The organism is Tardiphaga sp. 20_F10_N6_6 (genome assembly GCF_052076045.1).
Lineage (GTDB): Bacteria > Pseudomonadota > Alphaproteobacteria > Rhizobiales > Xanthobacteraceae > Tardiphaga > Tardiphaga robiniae.
The window spans coordinates 2,405,165-2,423,175 of the sequence record NZ_CP197239.1; the positions used below are offsets into that span (position 1 = coordinate 2,405,165).

General features: G+C 62.3%; 12 protein-coding genes. 9 read left to right on the forward strand and 3 right to left on the reverse strand.

Annotation, left to right across the window (positions count from 1 at the left end; all coding sequences use genetic code 11):
* Positions 1–95: 95 nt before the first annotated feature.
* Positions 96–2,084 (forward strand): putative bifunctional diguanylate cyclase/phosphodiesterase, encoded by a 1,989-nt coding sequence (locus AB7813_RS11715; RefSeq protein WP_439059428.1) that lies wholly within the window; start codon positions 96–98, stop codon positions 2,082–2,084.
* Here the strand turns inward: AB7813_RS11715 and AB7813_RS11720 are convergent.
* Positions 2,081–3,352 carry a Zn-dependent hydrolase gene (locus AB7813_RS11720; RefSeq protein WP_441228093.1) on the reverse strand — a complete coding sequence of 424 codons (1,272 nt, stop codon included), beginning with the start codon at positions 3,350–3,352 and terminating at the stop codon, positions 2,081–2,083. The two genes, AB7813_RS11715 and AB7813_RS11720, sit on opposite strands and share 4 nt — an antisense overlap.
* Before the next feature lie 73 nt (positions 3,353–3,425).
* Here AB7813_RS11720 and AB7813_RS11725 point away from each other — a divergent pair, with 73 nt between their 5' ends.
* Entirely contained in the window at positions 3,426–4,208 is a 783-nt protein-coding gene (locus tag AB7813_RS11725) for an SDR family oxidoreductase (RefSeq protein WP_439062762.1), read from the forward strand.
* 46 nt (positions 4,209–4,254) lie between these two features.
* Here the strand turns inward: AB7813_RS11725 and AB7813_RS11730 are convergent, their stop codons facing one another.
* A complete protein-coding gene (locus tag AB7813_RS11730; protein WP_439083022.1) occupies positions 4,255–5,328 on the reverse strand; it encodes an NAD(P)-dependent alcohol dehydrogenase in 1,074 nt (357 codons plus the stop codon).
* Positions 5,329–6,291: 963 nt separating this feature from the next.
* On the reverse strand, positions 6,292–7,464 hold the full coding sequence (locus AB7813_RS11735; protein ID WP_089265707.1) for an isovaleryl-CoA dehydrogenase: 1,173 nt from the start codon (positions 7,462–7,464) through the stop codon (positions 6,292–6,294).
* 188 nt (positions 7,465–7,652) lie between these two features.
* On the opposite strand from AB7813_RS11735, the gene AB7813_RS11740 reads away from it, so the two are divergent.
* From AB7813_RS11740 to AB7813_RS11770, 7 genes are all read left to right on the forward strand, one after another.
* Complete coding sequence (locus AB7813_RS11740) at positions 7,653–8,921, forward strand: cytochrome P450 (RefSeq protein WP_439062763.1); 1,269 nt, start codon at positions 7,653–7,655, stop codon at positions 8,919–8,921.
* 48 nt (positions 8,922–8,969) lie between these two features.
* Positions 8,970–10,241: a cytochrome P450 gene (locus AB7813_RS11745; protein WP_175368407.1), complete on the forward strand. Its 1,272-nt coding sequence runs from the start codon at positions 8,970–8,972 to the stop codon at positions 10,239–10,241.
* Positions 10,242–10,308: 67 nt separating this feature from the next.
* Positions 10,309–11,484 (forward strand): acyl-CoA dehydrogenase family protein, encoded by a 1,176-nt coding sequence (locus AB7813_RS11750; RefSeq protein ID WP_089265293.1) that lies wholly within the window; start codon positions 10,309–10,311, stop codon positions 11,482–11,484.
* Between the two features lie 9 nt (positions 11,485–11,493).
* Positions 11,494–12,588: a CaiB/BaiF CoA transferase family protein gene (locus AB7813_RS11755; RefSeq protein WP_439062764.1), complete on the forward strand. Its 1,095-nt coding sequence runs from the start codon at positions 11,494–11,496 to the stop codon at positions 12,586–12,588.
* A gap of 25 nt (positions 12,589–12,613) precedes the next feature.
* Positions 12,614–13,465: an FAS1-like dehydratase domain-containing protein gene (locus AB7813_RS11760; protein WP_439062765.1), complete on the forward strand. Its 852-nt coding sequence runs from the start codon at positions 12,614–12,616 to the stop codon at positions 13,463–13,465.
* Between the two features lie 337 nt (positions 13,466–13,802).
* Positions 13,803–15,431, forward strand: coding sequence for a benzoylformate decarboxylase (gene mdlC, locus AB7813_RS11765; RefSeq protein WP_439083021.1), 1,629 nt, complete (start codon positions 13,803–13,805; stop codon positions 15,429–15,431).
* Positions 15,432–15,460: 29 nt separating this feature from the next.
* Positions 15,461–17,803 (forward strand): molybdopterin guanine dinucleotide-containing S/N-oxide reductase, encoded by a 2,343-nt coding sequence (locus AB7813_RS11770; protein WP_439083020.1) that lies wholly within the window; start codon positions 15,461–15,463, stop codon positions 17,801–17,803.
* Positions 17,804–18,011: the final 208 nt, after the last annotated feature.

Here is an 18,011-nt window from a genome sequence, read left to right on the forward strand (position 1 = left end):
GTTACTCGCTCGAACTTTAGACAACCGAGGCAGGCCAATCTTAAAGAAGTTGCGATAGGTATCTAACTTACCAGTGCAGAGTCCAGGACGGTACGATGCTGAACTACTTCGAAATGGCGGCATCACAAATCGGAACGATCTTCCGCGTGCCGCGCGAAAACCCCGAACTGGTGGAAGCGAAACTCGCTGCCTTCACCCGTCAGGTGCCGATGATGTATGCGCTGGTGGTCGTCAACACGACGGCACTTGCGATCACCTTTTATGGTACTGCGCCACATCTGCTTACCGTCTATCTCCCTGCTGCATTCGATGCAATCTGTGTGATCCGGATACTGAGCTGGCTGAGAGCGCGGAACACCACGCTGTCACTCAATCAGGCCGTCGAGAAGCTCACCGGCTCGATCATCTTTGCAGGCATTCTCGGCGTCGCGTTCACTGCCTGGAGCCTCAGCCTGTTTCCCTATGGCGACGCCTATAGCAAAAGCCACGTTGCGTTCTTTATGGCCGTCACATCGATCGGCTGCGGTTTCTGCCTCATGCATCTGCGCGCGGCAGCGCTGATCGTAATGGCGCTGGTTGTCGTGCCTTTCGCGTTCTTTTTCGGCTCCAGCGACAATGTCGTCTTCGTCTCCATCGCCTTCAACTTCGTCGTGGTTATCGGGGCCGTTCTCTTCATGCTGCTCGGCAATTACTCCGACTTCGAGAAGCGGGTGAATTCGGAGAAGGCGCTGCGTATCAAGCAGGCTGAACTGCAGGTGCTGAGCGACAAGAATTTCCGGAATTCGAATATCGACAGCCTCACCGGTCTCCCCAATCGCCGGAACTTCTTTGCCGAGCTCGAGCGCGGCATTGTCAACACTGAGCACAGTAGCGGCGGCCTGCTGCTCGGTATCCTGGATCTTGACGGCTTCAAGCCGATCAACGACATCCATGGGCACCACACGGGTGATCGCTTGCTGGTCGAAGTCGCAGACAGACTGCGTGCACATCTCGCCCCTCACGTGTTTCTGGGCAGACTGGGCGGCGACGAATTCGTCATGTTCAGCGACCAATTGCTCGACCCGGACGCGATTGTTGAGGCGGAAGAGAGCATCGAGAACCTGTTCGACATCCCGTTCGAGATTGATAACATTACAGTTAGCATCAGCTGCTCGATCGGATATGCGGAATTTCCGGACACAGCCAGGACCGCGCAGGATTTGTTCGAGCGCGCCGATTACGCGCTGTTCTTTGCCAAGCAGCACAAGCGTGGCAAGGCCGTTCGGTTTTCTGCAGAACACGAAGCCGATATCCGCGAGGCCTCCTCTGTGAGTCGGGCCCTGGCCAGTGCCGACCTCGAACGGGAATTGTGGATCGCCTACCAGCCGATCATCGACGCAGAAACACAACAGCCCGCGAGCTTCGAAGCCCTGGCGCGCTGGAAGAGCCCGGAGCTGGGCAATGTTCCACCGATGAGCTTCATTGTCGCCGCCGAGCGCTCAGGCATGATCGGCCAGTTGACACCGTTGCTGCTGCGCAAGGCCCTTGAAGGTGCAGCGACATGGCCGGAGCATGTCCGGATTTCGTTCAACCTCTCTGCGGTGGACGTCGCCTCTCCCCTGTCGATCCTCAAGATCATTGCTGTTGTCCAGCAAAGCAAGGTGAAGGCCAGCCGCATCGACTTCGAGATTACCGAGACGGCCGTGATGGGCAATCTCGCACAGGCGACCGAAGCGCTGAATGCCCTGAAGGCTCTGGGGGCCCGCATCTCGCTGGATGATTTTGGCACCGGCTATTCGAGCCTGAGCTGCATTCGCGAATTGCCGCTGGACAAGGTCAAGATCGATCGCAGCTTCATCAGCAAGATCGAGACGGATTCTGCCGCGCGCCTGATCCTGCGCACCATGCTCGGACTGTGCAACGGCCTCGGTCACGACTGCATCGTCGAGGGCGTCGAGAGCGGCGAACAGGTCGACTTCCTGCGCAAGGAGCACTGCCGTTTCATGCAGGGCTACTTCTTCGCCAAGCCCATGGGCATCGAGCAGGTCGGCGATTATCTGGCTTCTGTTCAACACGGCGTGCTGGCCGAACGCACCGCCAGCTAGTCGTTCTGTCCGTCGAGTAGCCGCACCGCCTCGAACAGTGTTGCCGCCCCGACGGCCAATTGCTCGGGCTCCGACCATTCCTCCGGGCAATGGCTCTTGCCGTCCTTTGACGGAATGAAGAGCATCGCGCTGCGGCCGATATGCGACATGAAAGCCGCGTCGTGACCGGCCCCCGACGCCAGCCGCGTCGTGGAATAGCCGAGCTTGGCAGCGCTATGCCCGAGAACATCGAGCAGGTGATCGTCGCAAGGCGCGGGAGGATTTTGCGAAATCAACGCGAAACGTTCACGTTCGACCTTGGCGCGTTTGGCGATGGCGAGGCTCTCGCGGTCGAGCAGTGCCACGAATTCATCGACCAGCGCGGCCTTCTCTGCGCGAATATCGAGGATCATGCGCGCACCGCCGGGGACGACATTCGCAGCGTTCGGGCTGATCTCGAGGATCCCCGTGGTGGCGACGAAGTGGCCCTGCTTGCGCGCCGCAAACGCCTTGGCCTGCTGAGCGACGAGCAGCACGAGTTCGGCGGCGGGCAAGCTTGCATCCCTACGATATTCCATCAGCGTCGAGCCGGCGTGATCGGCGGCGCCCTTCAGCACGATCTCGACGCGGGTGATGCCGGCGATCCCGGTGACGAGACCGAGATCGAGCTTCTTGCTTTCCAGCACCACGCCCTGCTCGATGTGCAATTCGAGATAGCCAACGAATTCCGGCTTCTGCATCGCGGCGATGGCGGCGGGATCACCGCCGACGCGCTTGATGGCATCGGCCAGCGACTCACCCGCTGCATTGGTGTAAGTCAGCATCCTGGCATCGAGCTCGCCGACCATGGCGCGGCTGCCGACGCATGACAGGCCGTATTCGCTGGGCTCCTCGGCGAGGAAATCCACGATCTCGATCGGATGTCGCGATTTGTAGCCGGACGCCTGCAGCGCGCGCACCGCCTCCAGTGCCGTGAGGATGCCGGAGATGCCGTCGAAGCGGCCGCCGGATGGCACCGTATCGGAATGCGAGCCGAGCATGATCGGCGGCAGGCCTGCGACACTACCTTCCAGCCGTGCGATCACGTTGGCGGCGGCATCCATGCGCACCGTCATGCCGGCTGCGATATATTGCTCATGCAGCCACGCACGGCCGTCGAGGAAGCGCTGCGAGAACGATCGCCGCGTCCATGGCTTGTCGGGATCGGTGATGGCGGCCAGCGCCATATGGTCGTCCCAGAGGCGGTTCTGATCGATGGGCGGCTTGGTGTCGGTCGGCATGATCGGCATGAGGCTCATGAGTTGGCGGCACTGGCGCCGGCGCGATTATTGTTGAACACTTTGGCCATCGTGAAGCAAGACGATGGACATCGAGAAGCAAGAAACGATCGGGGAGAAAATCGTGAGCAGCAAGACCAGGATCGCATGGGTGACCGGCGGCGGCACCGGAATCGGCAAAGCGGGCGCAGCGGCGCTGCTGGCCGACGGCTGGACGGTGGTTATTTCCGGCCGCCGGGCCGATGTGCTGAAGGGCGTCGCCGATGAACTCGGCGCCGGCGGCAAGCCGGTTGAAACAATGGCGCTGGATGTCAGCAATGCCGACGACGTCGGCAAGGTGGCACAGGCCATCCTCGCCAGACATGGGCGTATCGATCTTCTGGTCAATAGCGCCGGCGTCAACCTGCCGAAGCGGAGCTGGGAAGACGTCACGCAGGACGGCTGGGACCAGATCGTCGACATCAATCTCAATGGCGTGATGTATTGCATGCGCGCGGTGCTGCCGGCGATGCGGGCGCAGAAGGACGGCTGCATCATCAATGTCGCCTCATGGGCCGGGCGCATCGTGTCGAAGATGACGGGGCCGGCCTATACGGCCACCAAACATGCCGTGCTGGCGCTGACGCATTCCTTCAACATGGACGAATGCGTCAACGGCTTGCGCGCCTGCTGTCTCTCGCCCGGCGAAGTCGCCACTGACATCATGAAGAACCGTCCGGTGCCGCCGAGTGACGAGGTGATGGCGCGGATGCTGCAGCCCGACGATCTCGGCAAGACCATCGCCTTCATCGCCAGCATGCCGCCGCATGTCTGTATCAATGAGGTGCTGATCAGCCCGACCTGGAATCGCAGCTTCCTGGCCATGTGAGCGCGTCAAAGGCAGCCAGCGCCCTTCGCGCTGGCCGCCGCCCGCCTCACGGCGTGATTGCGACCTTCAACACGCCATCGCGCTGGTGCGAGAACAGATCGTAGGCTTTTTCGATATCGTCCAGTTTGTAGTGATGCGTGACCAGCGACGTCAGGTCGACGCGGCCGGAGGCGACGACGTTCATCAGCCGTCGCATCCGCTCCTTGCCACCGGGGCACAGGCTGGTGACAATCGTGTTATCGCCGAGGCCCGCCGAAAAAGCGCTCAGGGGAATCTGCAGATCCGTCGAATAGACGCCAAGGCTGCTCAGGGTGCCGCCCGGCCGCAGCGCGCGCAGTGCCGATTCGAAGGTGCCTTGCGTACCGAGCGCTTCGATAGCCACATCGACGCCGCGGCCGTCGGTGAGGTCCATGATCTGCTTGACCGGATCACCCTTCTTGAAGTCGACGACGATATCGGCGCCGAGCCGTTTGGCGACCTCGATGCGCGCGGGTACCGTATCGACACCGATGATCGTGGTCGCGCCCATCAGCTTCGCGCCCGCGAGGGCGCAGAGTCCGATCGGCCCCAGAGCGAACACCACCACCGTGTCGCCGATCCTGATGCCGCCGCGTTCGGCGCCGGCAAATCCCGTCGACATGATGTCCGGACACATCAGCACCTGCTCATCCGTCAACGCGTCGGGCACTGGACTGAGATTGACCATGGCATCGGGTACCAGCACGTACTCGGCCTGTGCGCCATCGATCGTATTGCCGAACCGCCAGCCGCCGGTCGCCTTGAAACCGTGCTTGGTTCCAGCGCCATCCTGCGATGAGCAGCCACAGAGACATGCGTAACTGTGGCCGCTCGGCGTGATGGCGCCGGCAATGACGCGCTGGCCCTCGCGATAGCCGGTGACGGCGCTGCCGAGCTTCTCAATGATACCAACCGGCTCGTGTCCGATGGTCAGCCCTTTCGCGACCGGATATTCACCCTTGAGGATATGCACATCGGTGCCGCAGATCGTAGTGGTCGTGATGCGCATCAGCGCATCGAGCGGGCCGACGTCAGGGATCGGCTTGTCATCCAGAACGATACGCCCCGGTTCGACAAATATCGCAGCCTTCATTTTCGGCATGATCCTGCTCCTGCTTGCGATGGTGCGTCGATCGACGCGATGAGCCAATCATCTGCGCATTTTGCCGTGACAGGATTGAGGTGGATCAAGTGGCGATGGCTTTTGAATGTCTCTGAAGTGGCGGACACACAGCCGCGCTTCTGCGTTGCTCTTGATTCAATTTGTCAAACAGCCACTGTTCTTCAGGCATGCGTCATCGCCCCCATTGTTTGCGGCGCGGGGGCGCCGTCGTCGCTTGCATTCCCGCCCCCTTGTGGGAGGGCGTGCGGAACGCCGGGTGCCCGTTGCACCCTTGGGCCTGATGCGATGCGGTCTTCCGCAATTGAGAGTGCATCAGGACTTTCGGAGGCGCCGAGCAAGTGCCCGACGTTCCGCCTGCGGTGTTTTTTCGGTTGCTTGCACTTTGCCTCGACGAACGCTCCGATCGCGAATTAAAGTCCCAAGGCGATGGGAAGGGAGCCTCAAGCGAATAGGCCGAACGCGTTTTGATTTGGTCGTCCGTCACACTGTCCAGGGCTCTTTCCATCCCAAGGCCAGCCGTCTCCTTGCCAGTGGCAGTGCTGGCGCAGATTCGTCCTGCCCGAAGACAGACGTTCCCCCATGAACCGCGTGACGCCGCATCTCCGGCGTCCACCGCATCCCACCCCGCGAACGTGACGATCGCGATCGCCCCTCTCGGTGGGGCAGGACAAAGGGGAATATAATCAAGATAGGGATGCTGTCAACGGGAGATAGGAAAAAATGTTTGGGGCGCCCCACGCTGTCATTCCGAGGCGCGGCCGGCACTTGCCGGACGCGAACCCGGAATCCCAGCATGGGAGTTTCTGATCGTGCCAAACACGTCGGGATTCCCCGCCACTCCAATTGGAGTGGCTGAGGTTCGCGCTATGCCGGCTTGGCCGGCGACGCGCGCCCCGGAATGACGAGCCAAGGCGCACGTCCCGAAATGACGGCGTGAAAACCTCACCCGTTCTTCGCAAACAGCTCCCGCCCGATCAGCATCCGCCTGATCTCGCTGGTGCCGGCGCCGATCTCGTAGAGTTTGGCGTCACGCAGCAGGCGGCCGGTGGGATAGTCGTTGATATAGCCATTGCCGCCGAGCAGCTGGATCGCGTCGAGCGCGCATTGCGTGGCGCGTTCCGATGCGTAGAGGATGGCGCCGGCGGCATCCTCGCGGGTGGTTTCGCCGCGGTCGCAGGCTTTCGCGACTGCATAGACATAAGCGCGCGCCGAACTCAGCGCGACATACATGTCGGCGATCTTGCCCTGCACGAGCTGGAAGTTGCCGATAGGTTCGCCGAATTGCTTGCGCTCGTGGACATAAGGCTGCGCGACGTCGAGACAGGCCTGCATGATGCCGAGCGGCCCCGCCGCGAGCACCGCGCGCTCGTAATCGAGGCCGGACATCAGGACATTGACGCCGCGACCGACCTCGGCGAGCACGTTCTCCTCGGGCACCTCGCAATCTTCGAAGACGAGTTCGCAGGTATCCGAGCCGCGCATGCCCAGCTTGTCGAGCTTCTGCGCCGTCGAAAAACCCTTCATGCCCTTTTCGATGATGAAGGCGGTGATACCGCGCGGGCCGGCAGCCGGATCGGTCTTGGCATAGACCACCAGCGTCTGCGCCACCGGGCCATTGGTGATCCACATCTTGTTGCCGTTGAGAACGTAGCGGTCGCCCTTCTTGTCGGCGCGGGTCTTCATCGACACCACGTCCGAGCCCGAACCAGGCTCGGACATCGCGAGGGATCCCACATGTTCGCCCGAGATCAGCTTCGGCAGATATTTGCGCTTCTGCGCCTCGTTGCCATTGCGACGCAACTGATTGACGCAGAGGTTCGAATGCGCGCCATAGGACAGGCCCACCGACGCCGAGGCGCGCGAAATCTCTTCTACCGCGATGACGTGTTCGAGATAGCCGAGCCCGGCGCCGCCGAACTCTTCCTCCACCGTGATACCGTGCAGGCCGAGCGCGCCGATCTTGGGCCAGAGATCGAGCGGGAACTGGTTGGTCTTGTCGATGGCTTCGGCGCGCGGCGCGATCTCGTTCTGGGAGAAGTCACGCACGGTCTCGCGAATCGCGTCCGCAGTCTCGCCGAGATCAAAATTGAACATCCGTTGAGCGTTCGCAATCACAGGGTCGCCTCCGGTCAGAACGGCGCGCAAGCGCACCGGTTTTGTTGATTGAAATCACCATGTCACGGGCCGAACGGGCTGAGAAGAGGCATAAAGTGGTCCTTGCTCTTGGCCCCGCAACGGGTTGTAATTCATCCAAATAAGCCCTCCGGGACCAACCACGGAAGGCATGCCAGGGGAGAGAACTGATGCTCGATCGCGTCCAGGATTCCGACAGCAGCAAATCCGCCCAAGCCGCCGCTCGCGCCCAAGCTTACGGGATGCCGCTCGATGAATTCGATCCCGGCAATCCCGAACTATTCCGCACCGATACGTTCTGGCCCTATTTCGAACGGCTGCGCCGCGAGGATCCCGTCCACTACTGCAAGGACAGCATGTTCGGACCGTATTGGTCGGTGACCAAGTACAACGACATCATGCAGGTCGAGACCAATCACGCCACCTACTCCTCCGCGGCAGCATTCGGCGGCATCACCATCCGCGATGCCGGTGTGCAGTTCCGCCGGCCGATGTTCATTGCCACAGATCCGCCGCATCACAGCGCCCAGCGCAAGACAGTGGCGCCGATGTTCGCACCTCACCACATGGATGAACTCTCCAGCCTGATCCGCAGTCGTACTGCCGAGGTGCTGGACTCCCTGCCCCGCAACGAGACCTTCGACTGGGTCGATCGCGTCTCGATCGAATTGACCACACAGATGCTGGCGACCCTGTTCGACTTCCCGTGGGAGGAGCGCCGCAAGCTCACTCACTGGTCGGATGTCGCCACCATGTTGCCACCCACGCCCGAGGCCGAGCTGGAGCGGCAGAGAGAACTGCGCGAATGCGGCGAGTATTTCGGGCGACTGTTTCAGGAGCGACTCAATGCGCCGCCGAAGAGCGACCTGATATCGATGATGGCGCACAGCGAGGCCACGCGGCATCTCGATCCGGAGAGTTTTCTCGGCAACATCATTCTGCTGATCGTCGGCGGCAACGACACAACGCGCAATTCGATGTCCGGCGGCGTCTATGCGCTCAATCAATTCCCCGGCGAATATGACAAGCTGCGCGCCAATCCCGCGCTGATCGAGAGCATGGTGCCGGAGATCATCCGCTGGCAGACGCCGCTCGCACATATGCGGCGCACGGCGGTGCAGGATGCCGAGCTCGGCGGCAAGCAGATCAAGAAGGGTGACAAGGTCGTAATGTGGTACGTCTCGGGTAATCGCGATGACGAGGTCATCGAAAACCCCAACGAATTCATCATCGACCGCGTACGCCCGAACCGCCATCTGTCATTCGGCTTCGGCATCCACCGCTGCGTCGGCCTCAGACTTGCCGAACTTCAATTGAAGATTGTGTGGGAAGAGATCATGAAGCGCTTCGACAGGATCGAAGTCGTCGGCGAGCCGCGCCGCGTCTTTTCGAGCTTCGTGAAGGGCTATGAAACACTGCCTGTGCGGATCGCTGGCTGAACCAGCGAGCGCAACGGCTCAGGATCGATTTTTTGGAGAGCAGACGCCATGAATATCCAAGCCAGGATCAATCCTGACAAAGCCGAGATCCAGCGCGTCGCGCGCGAGATCGCCTATTCGACGCCGCTGAAGGACTTCCATCCCGGCGCGCCGAAACTGTTCGCAACCGATACGCTGTGGCCGTTCTTCGAAAGGCTGCGCAAGGAAGAGCCGGTGCATTACTGCACCAATGCACCGATCGAGCCCTATTGGTCGGTGACCAAGTATCACGACATCATGCATGTCGACACCAATCACGGCATCTTCTCGTCCGACGTGAAGCATGGCGGCATCGCGATCCGCGACGTGCCGGAAGGCTATGACTGGCCGAGCTTCATCGCCATGGATGAACCGAAGCACAGCGCACAGCGCAAGACCGTGACGCCGATGTTCACGCCAACGCATCTCGACGAGATGGCGGTGCTGATCCGTGGGCGCGTGTGCAAGGTGCTCGACGGATTGCCACGCGGCGAGACCTTCGACTGGGTCGAACGCGTCTCGGTCGAACTCACCACGCAGATGCTGGCGACCCTGTTCGATTTCCCGTGGGAAGAGCGCCGCAAGCTGACGCGCTGGTCGGACGTGTCCACCGCGCTGCCAAAAAGTGGAATCGTGTCGTCGGAGGAAGAGCGCCGCCGCGAGATGGACGAATGCGCCGCCTATTTCCAGAAGCTCTGGAACGAGCGCGTGAATTCCGACCCGCGGAATGACCTCATTTCCATGATGGCGCATAGCGACGCGACGCGCTTCATGGATCCCGACACACTGATGGGCAATATCATCCTGCTCATCGTCGGCGGCAACGATACCACCCGCAACACCATGACCGGCTCGGTGCTGGCGCTGAACGAGAACCCCGACCAGTATCAGAAGTTGCGCGACAATCCGTCGCTTATCGAGACCATGGTCCCCGAAGTGATCCGCTGGCAGACGCCGCTGGCGCATATGCGCCGTACCGCCATGCAGGATACTGAACTCGGCGGCAAGACCATCAAGAAGGGCGACCGGGTGGTGATGTGGTACGTCTCGGGCAACCGCGACGAGGAGGTGATCGAGCGGCCGAACGAGTTCATCATCGACCGCGCGCGACCGAAGATTCACCTGTCATTCGGTTTTGGCATACACCGCTGCGTGGGCATGCGCCTGGCGGAGTTGCAATTGAGGATCGTTTGGGAGGAGATACTGAAACGGTTCGAGAACATCGAAGTTGTGGGGGAACCCAAGCGCGTGTATTCGAGCTTCGTTAAAGGCTATGAGACCCTGCCGGTTCGGATCACGTAAGACCGCAGGATTTCGTAATGCCGGTCAGGATTCATAATTTTCCCCTCAAGAAGAGAAGCTCAATTCCTTGACGAAACACCATCCCGCGGAACAGGACGAATTCCACGATATCCGCGATGCCGTTGCAAAACTGTGCGCACAGTTCCCCGGTGAATATTGGCGCAAGCTCGATCGCGAGATGGCCTATCCGAAGGCTTTCGTCGATGCATTGACGGAAGCCGGATACCTGTCGGTTCTGATCCCCGAGGAATATGGCGGCTCCGGCCTCAAGCTGTCGGCTGCAGCGGCGATCCTCGAAGAGATCCAGCGCGCCGGTTGCAACGGCGGCGGCTGCCACGCGCAGATGTATACGATGGGCACGGTGCTGCGTCATGGCAATGACGAGCAGAAGGCCAAGTGGCTGCCGAAGATCGCCAGTGGCGAAGTTCGCCTGCAGGCCTTCGGCGTCACCGAGCCGACCTCGGGCACGGACACGTCGTCGCTGAAGACGGTGGCGAAGAAGGACGATAACGGCGACTACATCGTCAACGGCCAGAAGATCTGGACCAGCCGCGCCGAATATTCCGACCTGATGGTGCTGCTTGCGCGCACCACGCCGAAGGAACAGGCGGCGAAGCGCACCGATGGTCTGTCGGTGTTTCTGGTGGACATGAAAGAGGCCAAAAAGAACGGCCTCGAGATCCGCCCGATCCGCACCATGATGAATCACGCCACCACCGAAGTGTTCTTCACCGACATGAAGGTGCCGGCGGAAAACCTGATTGGCGAAGAAGGCAAGGGCTTCCGCTACATCCTCTCCGGCATGAATGCCGAGCGCATCCTGATCGCCAGCGAATGCGTCGGCGATGCCAAGTGGTTCATCGCCAAGGCGAGCGCTTATGCCAAGGAGCGTCAGGTGTTCGGTCGCCCGATCGGCCAGAACCAGGGCATCCAGTTCCCCATCGCCAAGGCCTATGCGAATATGCGCGCGGCCGAGCTGATGGTGAAGGAAGCGCTGCGCAAATACGAAGCCGGCATGGAATGCGGCGCCGAGGCCAACATGGCCAAGATGCTCGCGGCCGATGCATCCTTCGAGGCGGCCAATGCCTGTATCCAGACTCATGGCGGTTTTGGATTTGCCGAGGAATACGACGTCGAGCGCAAGTTCCGCGAGACGCGTCTGTATCAGGTGGCGCCGATCTCGACCAACCTGATCCTGTCCTTCGTGGCCGAGCATGTGCTCGGCATGCCGCGCTCATATTGAGATAGACATATGCTGCCGCTCAAGGGACTGACCGTCATCGCCGTTGAACAGGCGGTGGCCGCACCATTCTGCAGTTCGCGGCTCGCGGATGCCGGCGCGCATGTCATCAAGATCGAGCGCCCCGAAGGCGACTTTGCCCGTGGCTATGACGCCGCGGCGAAGGGCCAGAGCAGCTACTTCGTCTGGCTCAACCGCGGCAAGGATTCCGTGGTGGTCGATCTCGCGACGCCGGAAGGCCGCAAGGCGATGGAAGAGCTGATCGCCACTGCCGACGTGCTGATCCAGAACCTCAAGCCCGGGTCGATGGACAAGCTCGGCTTCACGCGCGAGCGGCTGCGCAAGGACTATCCGCGGCTGATCTGCGCCACCATCACCGGCTATGGCGATACCGGCCCCTATGCCCATCGCAAGGCCTATGACCTGCTGATCCAGGCCGAAAGCGGCCTCGCCTCCATCACCGGCGGCCCCGAAGGCCCGTCGCGCGTCGGTGTCTCCATCGTCGATGTCGCCACCGGCGCCGCCGCGCATGCGGCGATCCTTGAAGCGCTGATCGGGCGTTCGGTGACTGGCGAAGGCGCCGATATCCGCATCTCGATGTTCGATGTGATGGCGGACTGGCTCACCGTGCCGCTGCTCAATGCCGAAGCCGGCAACGAGCCGAAGCGCATGGGTCTCGCCCATCCTTCGATCGCGCCCTATGGCGTGTTTCGCTCCAAGGACGGCAAGGACATCCTGATCTCGATCCAGAGCGAGCGTGAGTGGAAGATCCTCTGCGCCAAGGTGCTGGGGAATGCCGACCTCGCCGCCGATCCGCGCCTCGTCAACGGCGTCGAGCGCGTGCGCAACCGCGCCTTCACCGACCAGACCGTCAGCGACATCTTCGGATCGCTCAGCCGCGACGAACTCCTGAAGCGCCTGACCGACGCCGATATCGCCTTTGCCGAAGTGAACACCATGGCGGACCTCACCACCCATCCGCATCTGCGCCGCATCACCGTCAACACGCCGAATGGCGAAGTGTCCTATCCGGCACCGGCCGCGATCTGGGTCGATGCGCCGCGCAGCTATGGCGCGGTGCCCGGCATCGGCGAAGTGCAGAAGTAAACTTCAAGATCAGACGGAGGTCATCATGACCGACAAGCTCGACATCGATCATCTCAAGCAGTGGATCGGTCGCACCATTGAGGCCTCCGACGTCGTGACTGCGCAGCTCGTGAAGGGCCTGTGCGCGACATTGTTTCTCGACATCGGCACGCCGAAGCCCGGCGACGCCGCGCCCTTCACCACGCAGTGGTGCCTGGCGCAGCCGGTGGCGGCGATGGACAGACTCGGACCCGATGGTCACCCCGCGCGCGGCGGCTTCCTGCCGCCGGTGCCGCTGCCGCGCCGCATGTGGGCGGGCGGCGAAGTGCAGTTCATCGAGCCATTGCTTGTGGGCGACGAGGTCACGCGCACGTCAAAAATCCTCGACGTCAATCTCAAGACCGGCTCCACCGGCGCGCTGTGCTTCGTCAATGTCGAGCACCTGATCACCACCAAGCGCGGCCTCGCCATCCGCGAGCGGCAGGACATCGTCTACAGGGACATGCCGACCAGCATGGCGCCGCCGGCGCCCGCGCCCAAGGAAGTGCCAAAGGCCCAGCATCAGGAAACGCATTACGCCGATCCCGTGCTGCTGTTTCGCTACTCGGCGCTGACCTTCAACGGCCACCGCATCCATTACGACCGCGATTATGTCACCAAGGTCGAGTTCTATCCGGGCCTCGTGTTTCACGGCCCGCTGCAGGCGGCCCTGCTGGTGGAGTTTGCGGCAAAGCTGAAGGGCGGCAAGGCGCCGGCCAAGTTCAGCTATCGCGGCGTGTCGCCGCTGTTCGATGGCGCTGATTTTTCGGTGAATGCGAATGAGACGGCGGACGGGCTCGACGTCTGGACGGCGAACCATCAGGGCGCGCCGACCATGAAGGCGACCGCGAGCTGGTAATCGCAGCGACACTCCGACCTAACCTCTCCCCGCATTGCGGGGAGAGGTCGCCGCGTCTTCGCGGCGGGTGAGGGGCCGCACGCTATAGAGACCCAGTGGCCTCACCTATCGGATCTCGACTTTTCGATCCGCAATCTCCCCCGCCTTTCGCGGGCTATGTGCCCCGCCCCTCACCCCACCCCTCTCCCCACGCAAGAGCGGGGAGAGGGAGCGACAGCGCGCGCCGCTCGGTCGGCGCGGTTTCACCCTCCTCCCCGATTGACTCCCCGCCCCCTCCTGCTGTTGATGAGTCAACAACACACGGCAGACCACTGCCCGATCCCGTGAGGAAACCGCCTTGGCCCGCGACAGCAAGACAACCGCCGCCCGTACTCCCGTGACCGTCAAGGACGCCACGCTGAACCTGCTGCGCGGCTTCGGCATCCAAAAAGTCTTCGGCAATCCCGGCTCCACCGAACTGCCGTTCCTCTCCGACTGGCCGGACGATATCGACTACGTGCTCGGCCTGCAGGAAGCCTCGGTCATCGGCATGGCCGATGGCTATGCGCAGGCGACGCGCAATGCCGCCTTCGTCAATCTGCACTCCGCCGCCGGCGTCGGCCATGCGCTGGGCAATATCTACACCGCGCATCGCAACCAGACGCCGATGGTGATCACCGCGGGCCAGCAGGCACGCAGCATTCTGCCGCTGCAGGCGTTTCTCTATGCGGAACGCGCGTCGGAATTTCCGCGGCCCTATGTCAAATACAGCGTCGAGCCCGCGCGCGCGGAGGATGTGCCCGCTGCCATCGCCCGCGCCTATTATGTGGCGATGCAGCCGCCTTGCGGACCAACCTTCGTCTCGGTGCCGATCGACGACTGGACGCATCAGGCCCAACCTCTTGAAGCACGTTATGTGAGCCGCGAGCTCGGGCCAGATCCCAAGGCGATGCAGGAACTCGTCGCCGCACTCAACACAAGCAAGAACCCTGCATTGATCGTCGGCCCCGGTATCGACCGCGCAAACGCCGTCGATCTCATGGTCAGCGTTGCTGAGAAAACGAAGGCCGCCATCTGGGTCAGCCCGTTCTCGGCGCGTTGCAGTTTCCCGGAACTTCATCCGCAATTCGCAGGCTTCCTGCATGCGTCGCCGGCACAGCTCTCCGACGCGCTGCGCGAACATGATCTGGTCGTCGTGATCGGCGCGCCGGTATTCACCTTCCACGTCGAAGGTCATGCCGCGATCTTCGACGGCGATACCACGATCTTCCAGATCACGGATGATGTGGATTCCGCCGCCGTCGCGCCGATCGGCACCAGCATCATCGCCACCATGAAGCCGGCGCTCAAGCTGCTGTTCGATCTGCTACCAGATACACAACGAAACATCGCCAAGGGCCGCATCCTGCCGCCGCCGCCCGCAGGTGCTGACCCGATCCCGATAGATTATCTGCTGCACACGCTGTCGCGGGCCATGCCTGCAGATGCGATGCTGGTGGAAGAAGCGCCCTCGCATCGCCCTGCAATGCAGAAGTATCTTCCGATGCGCGGTGCAAACAGTTTCTACACCATGACCTCAGGTGGCCTCGGCCACTCACTGCCCGCCTCGGTCGGCATGGCGCTGGGCTACCCGGATCGTCGCACGGTGTGCCTGATCGGCGACGGTTCGGCGATGTATTCGATCCAGGCACTGTGGACCGCGGCGCAGCGCAAATTGCCTTTAACTGTAGTGGTGATCAACAATTCCGGTTACGGCGCGATGCGCTCGTTCAGCCAGGTGATGCAGGTGCGCAATGTTCCCGGGCTGGATCTGCCCGGTCTGGATTTCGTCAAACTGGCCGAAGGCATGGGCGCGCATGCCGTCCGCGTCGACAAATCATCGGAACTCGCAGGCGCCTTCGCGCAGTCTCTGCAACATCCGGGCATCAGCCTTGTCGAAGTCATCGTCGACTCGGCCGTTCCCGTGCTTTATGGACAGAAGCACTGATATGACGGGATCATAACGGAAGGTCAGGCATGACGACGCAGGCAGGCGACTCCTCGAAGAAAACGCACAGCTCCCACTGGGGTGCCTTTTCCGGACAGTGGGTCGACGGCAAGCTGGTCATCACGCCGCATCCGATTGATCCCGATCCGAATCCGATCATCCAGAATTTCCCCGAAGCGCTCCGCCACAAGGCACGCATCGCCAAGCCGATGGTGCGTCGTGGCTGGCTCGAAAACGGCCCCGGCCCGGACGAGCGTCGCGGCCGCGATGCGTTCGTCGAGATGGAATGGGACGAGGTGCTCGACCTGCTCGCCGGCGAGCTGAAGCGCGTCAAGGACACCTACAGCGCCAAGGCGATCTATGGCGGCTCCTATGGCTGGTCGAGCGCGGGACGTTTCCATCACGCGCAGAGTCAGATCCATCGTTTTCTGAATGTCGCGCTCGGCGGCTATGTGCGCTCGGTCAACAGCTACTCGGCCGGCGCGTCGACGGTTCTGATTCCGCACATCCTCGGCAACTACGAAGACATGACCCGCCGCAATATCGGCTGGGACGAGATCGTCGAGCACACCGACATCATTCTCGCCTTCGGCGGCATGAACACCAAGAATTCGCGCGTCGCCGGTGGCGGCATCAGCAAGCATACCGAACATCGCGACATGATCGCGCTGAGCAAGCGCGGCGGCGAGCTCGTGCTGATCTCGCCGTTGAAGAGCGATCTGCCGGATGAAGTGAACCAGGACTGGGTCGCCGCGCGTCCTGGCACCGACGTGGCACTGATGCTCGGCATCGCGCACACCGCCGTGATGGACGGCACGCATGATCGCGCGTTCCTCGCCAGCCATACGCATGGCTGGGACACCTTCGAGGATTATCTGATGGGCCACAGCGACGGCCAGCCAAAGGATGCGGCGTGGGCCGCTGCGATCACCGGTCTCAAGGCGGATGACATCCTCAAGCTGGCGCGTCGCCTGCCCGGCAAGCGTGCACTGTTCGTGGTCGCGCATTCGCTGCAGCGTGCGAAGCATGGCGAGCAGCCGGTTTGGATGGCATCAGTGTTGTCCGCGATGTTCGGACAATCGGGCCTGCCCGGCGGCGGCTTCGGCTATGCGCTCGGCGCCATCGCAAACTATGGCCGTCGCCAGAATGCCGTGCCGATCGCCGGCCTGCCGCAGGGCAAGAACGGCGTCAGCGAATTCATTCCGGTGGCGCGCGTCAGCGACATGCTGCTCAATCCCGGCGCACCGTTCGAATATAACGGCGCGCATATGACCTATCCGGATATCAAGCTGGTCTATTGGGCCGGCGGCAATCCATTCCATCACCATCAGGATCTCAATCGCCTGCGCAAGGCCTTTGCGCGCGTCGATACGCTGGTGGTGCACGACCTCGCCTGGACGGCGTCGGCACGCCATGCCGACTTCGTGCTTCCCTGCACCATGACGCTGGAGCGCGAGGACATCGGCTCGTCGCAGACCGATCCGCTGATGGTCGCGATGCATCAGATGGCCGAGCCGTTCGGCGACGCGCGCGACGACTATGCGATCTTCACCGGCCTGTCGGAACGTCTCGGCAAGGCCGATGAATTCACCGAGGGCCGCACGCCGCGTGAGTGGCTGAAACATCTCTATCAGCCGACGTACGACGGGCTCAAAGCCAAGGGCATCGATGCACCCGACTTCGACGCCTTCTGGGCGGCCGGCGAAGTGCTGCTGCCGCAACTGCCGCTGGATGGCGGCACGCTGCGCGCCTTCCGCGAGGATCCCGAGGGCACGCCGCTGCCGACCACCAGCGGCAAGATCGAGATCACGTCCGACACCATCGCCAGCTTCGGTTACGACGACTGCCCGGGCCATCCGGTCTGGCTGCCGCCGGAGGACGTGGTCGATGCGACCAATCCGCTGCAGCTCGTCGCCAATCAGCCGGCGTCGCGCCTGCACAGCCAGCTCGATTTCGGCGGGCATAGTTCGGCCGAGAAGCGCCGCGGCCGCGAGGTCGCGCGCATGCATCCGGTCGACGCCGATGCGCGCGGCATCAAGGACGGCGACATCATCAAGCTGTTCAATCAGCGCGGTTCGTGCCTCGCCTCTGTGGTGGTCACCGAGGACGTCATGGCCGGCGTAGTGCAGTTGCCGACCGGCGCCTATTACGATCCCGAGGATCCGAACGAGGAAAAGCCGCTCTGCGTGCACGGCAATCCGAATGTGCTCACGCGCGACACCGGCACCTCGCGCCTGGCGCAGGGCTGCACGGGTCAGCTCACGGTGGTGAATGTCGAGAAATTCACCGGCAACCTGCCGCCGATCCAGGCGTTCGATCCGCCGGTCCCGGTGATCTGGCCACGCCCGCCGAAGCTGGAAGCCGCGGAGTAGTCCTCTTTCTAACCTCTCCCCGTTCTTTACGGGGAGAGGTCGCCGCGTCTTCGCGGCGGGTGAGGGGCCGCGCGCGACATTCGCCACAGCGCCAGTCTCTCGGGCCGTGAAATTCCTTGAACCACACGGCATCATTCAGAGAGATCCGAGAGGGCTTCTGTATGGCTAGCCGCGTGCCATGCCCCTCACCCGGCGCTGCGCGCCGACC

Coding starts and splice junctions, on each gene's coding strand:
- AB7813_RS11755 (WP_439062764.1), top strand. CDS start 11,494: ATGCTGCCGCTCAAGGGACTGACCGTCATCGCCGTTGAACAGGCGGTG.
- AB7813_RS11740 (WP_439062763.1), top strand. CDS start 7,653: ATGCTCGATCGCGTCCAGGATTCCGACAGCAGCAAATCCGCCCAAGCC.
- AB7813_RS11720 (WP_441228093.1), bottom strand. CDS start 3,352: ATGCCGATCATGCCGACCGACACCAAGCCGCCCATCGATCAGAACCGC.
- AB7813_RS11760 (WP_439062765.1), top strand. CDS start 12,614: ATGACCGACAAGCTCGACATCGATCATCTCAAGCAGTGGATCGGTCGC.
- AB7813_RS11725 (WP_439062762.1), top strand. CDS start 3,426: ATGGACATCGAGAAGCAAGAAACGATCGGGGAGAAAATCGTGAGCAGC.
- AB7813_RS11715 (WP_439059428.1), top strand. CDS start 96: ATGCTGAACTACTTCGAAATGGCGGCATCACAAATCGGAACGATCTTC.
- AB7813_RS11770 (WP_439083020.1), top strand. CDS start 15,461: ATGACGACGCAGGCAGGCGACTCCTCGAAGAAAACGCACAGCTCCCAC.
- AB7813_RS11730 (WP_439083022.1), bottom strand. CDS start 5,328: ATGCCGAAAATGAAGGCTGCGATATTTGTCGAACCGGGGCGTATCGTT.
- AB7813_RS11745 (WP_175368407.1), top strand. CDS start 8,970: ATGAATATCCAAGCCAGGATCAATCCTGACAAAGCCGAGATCCAGCGC.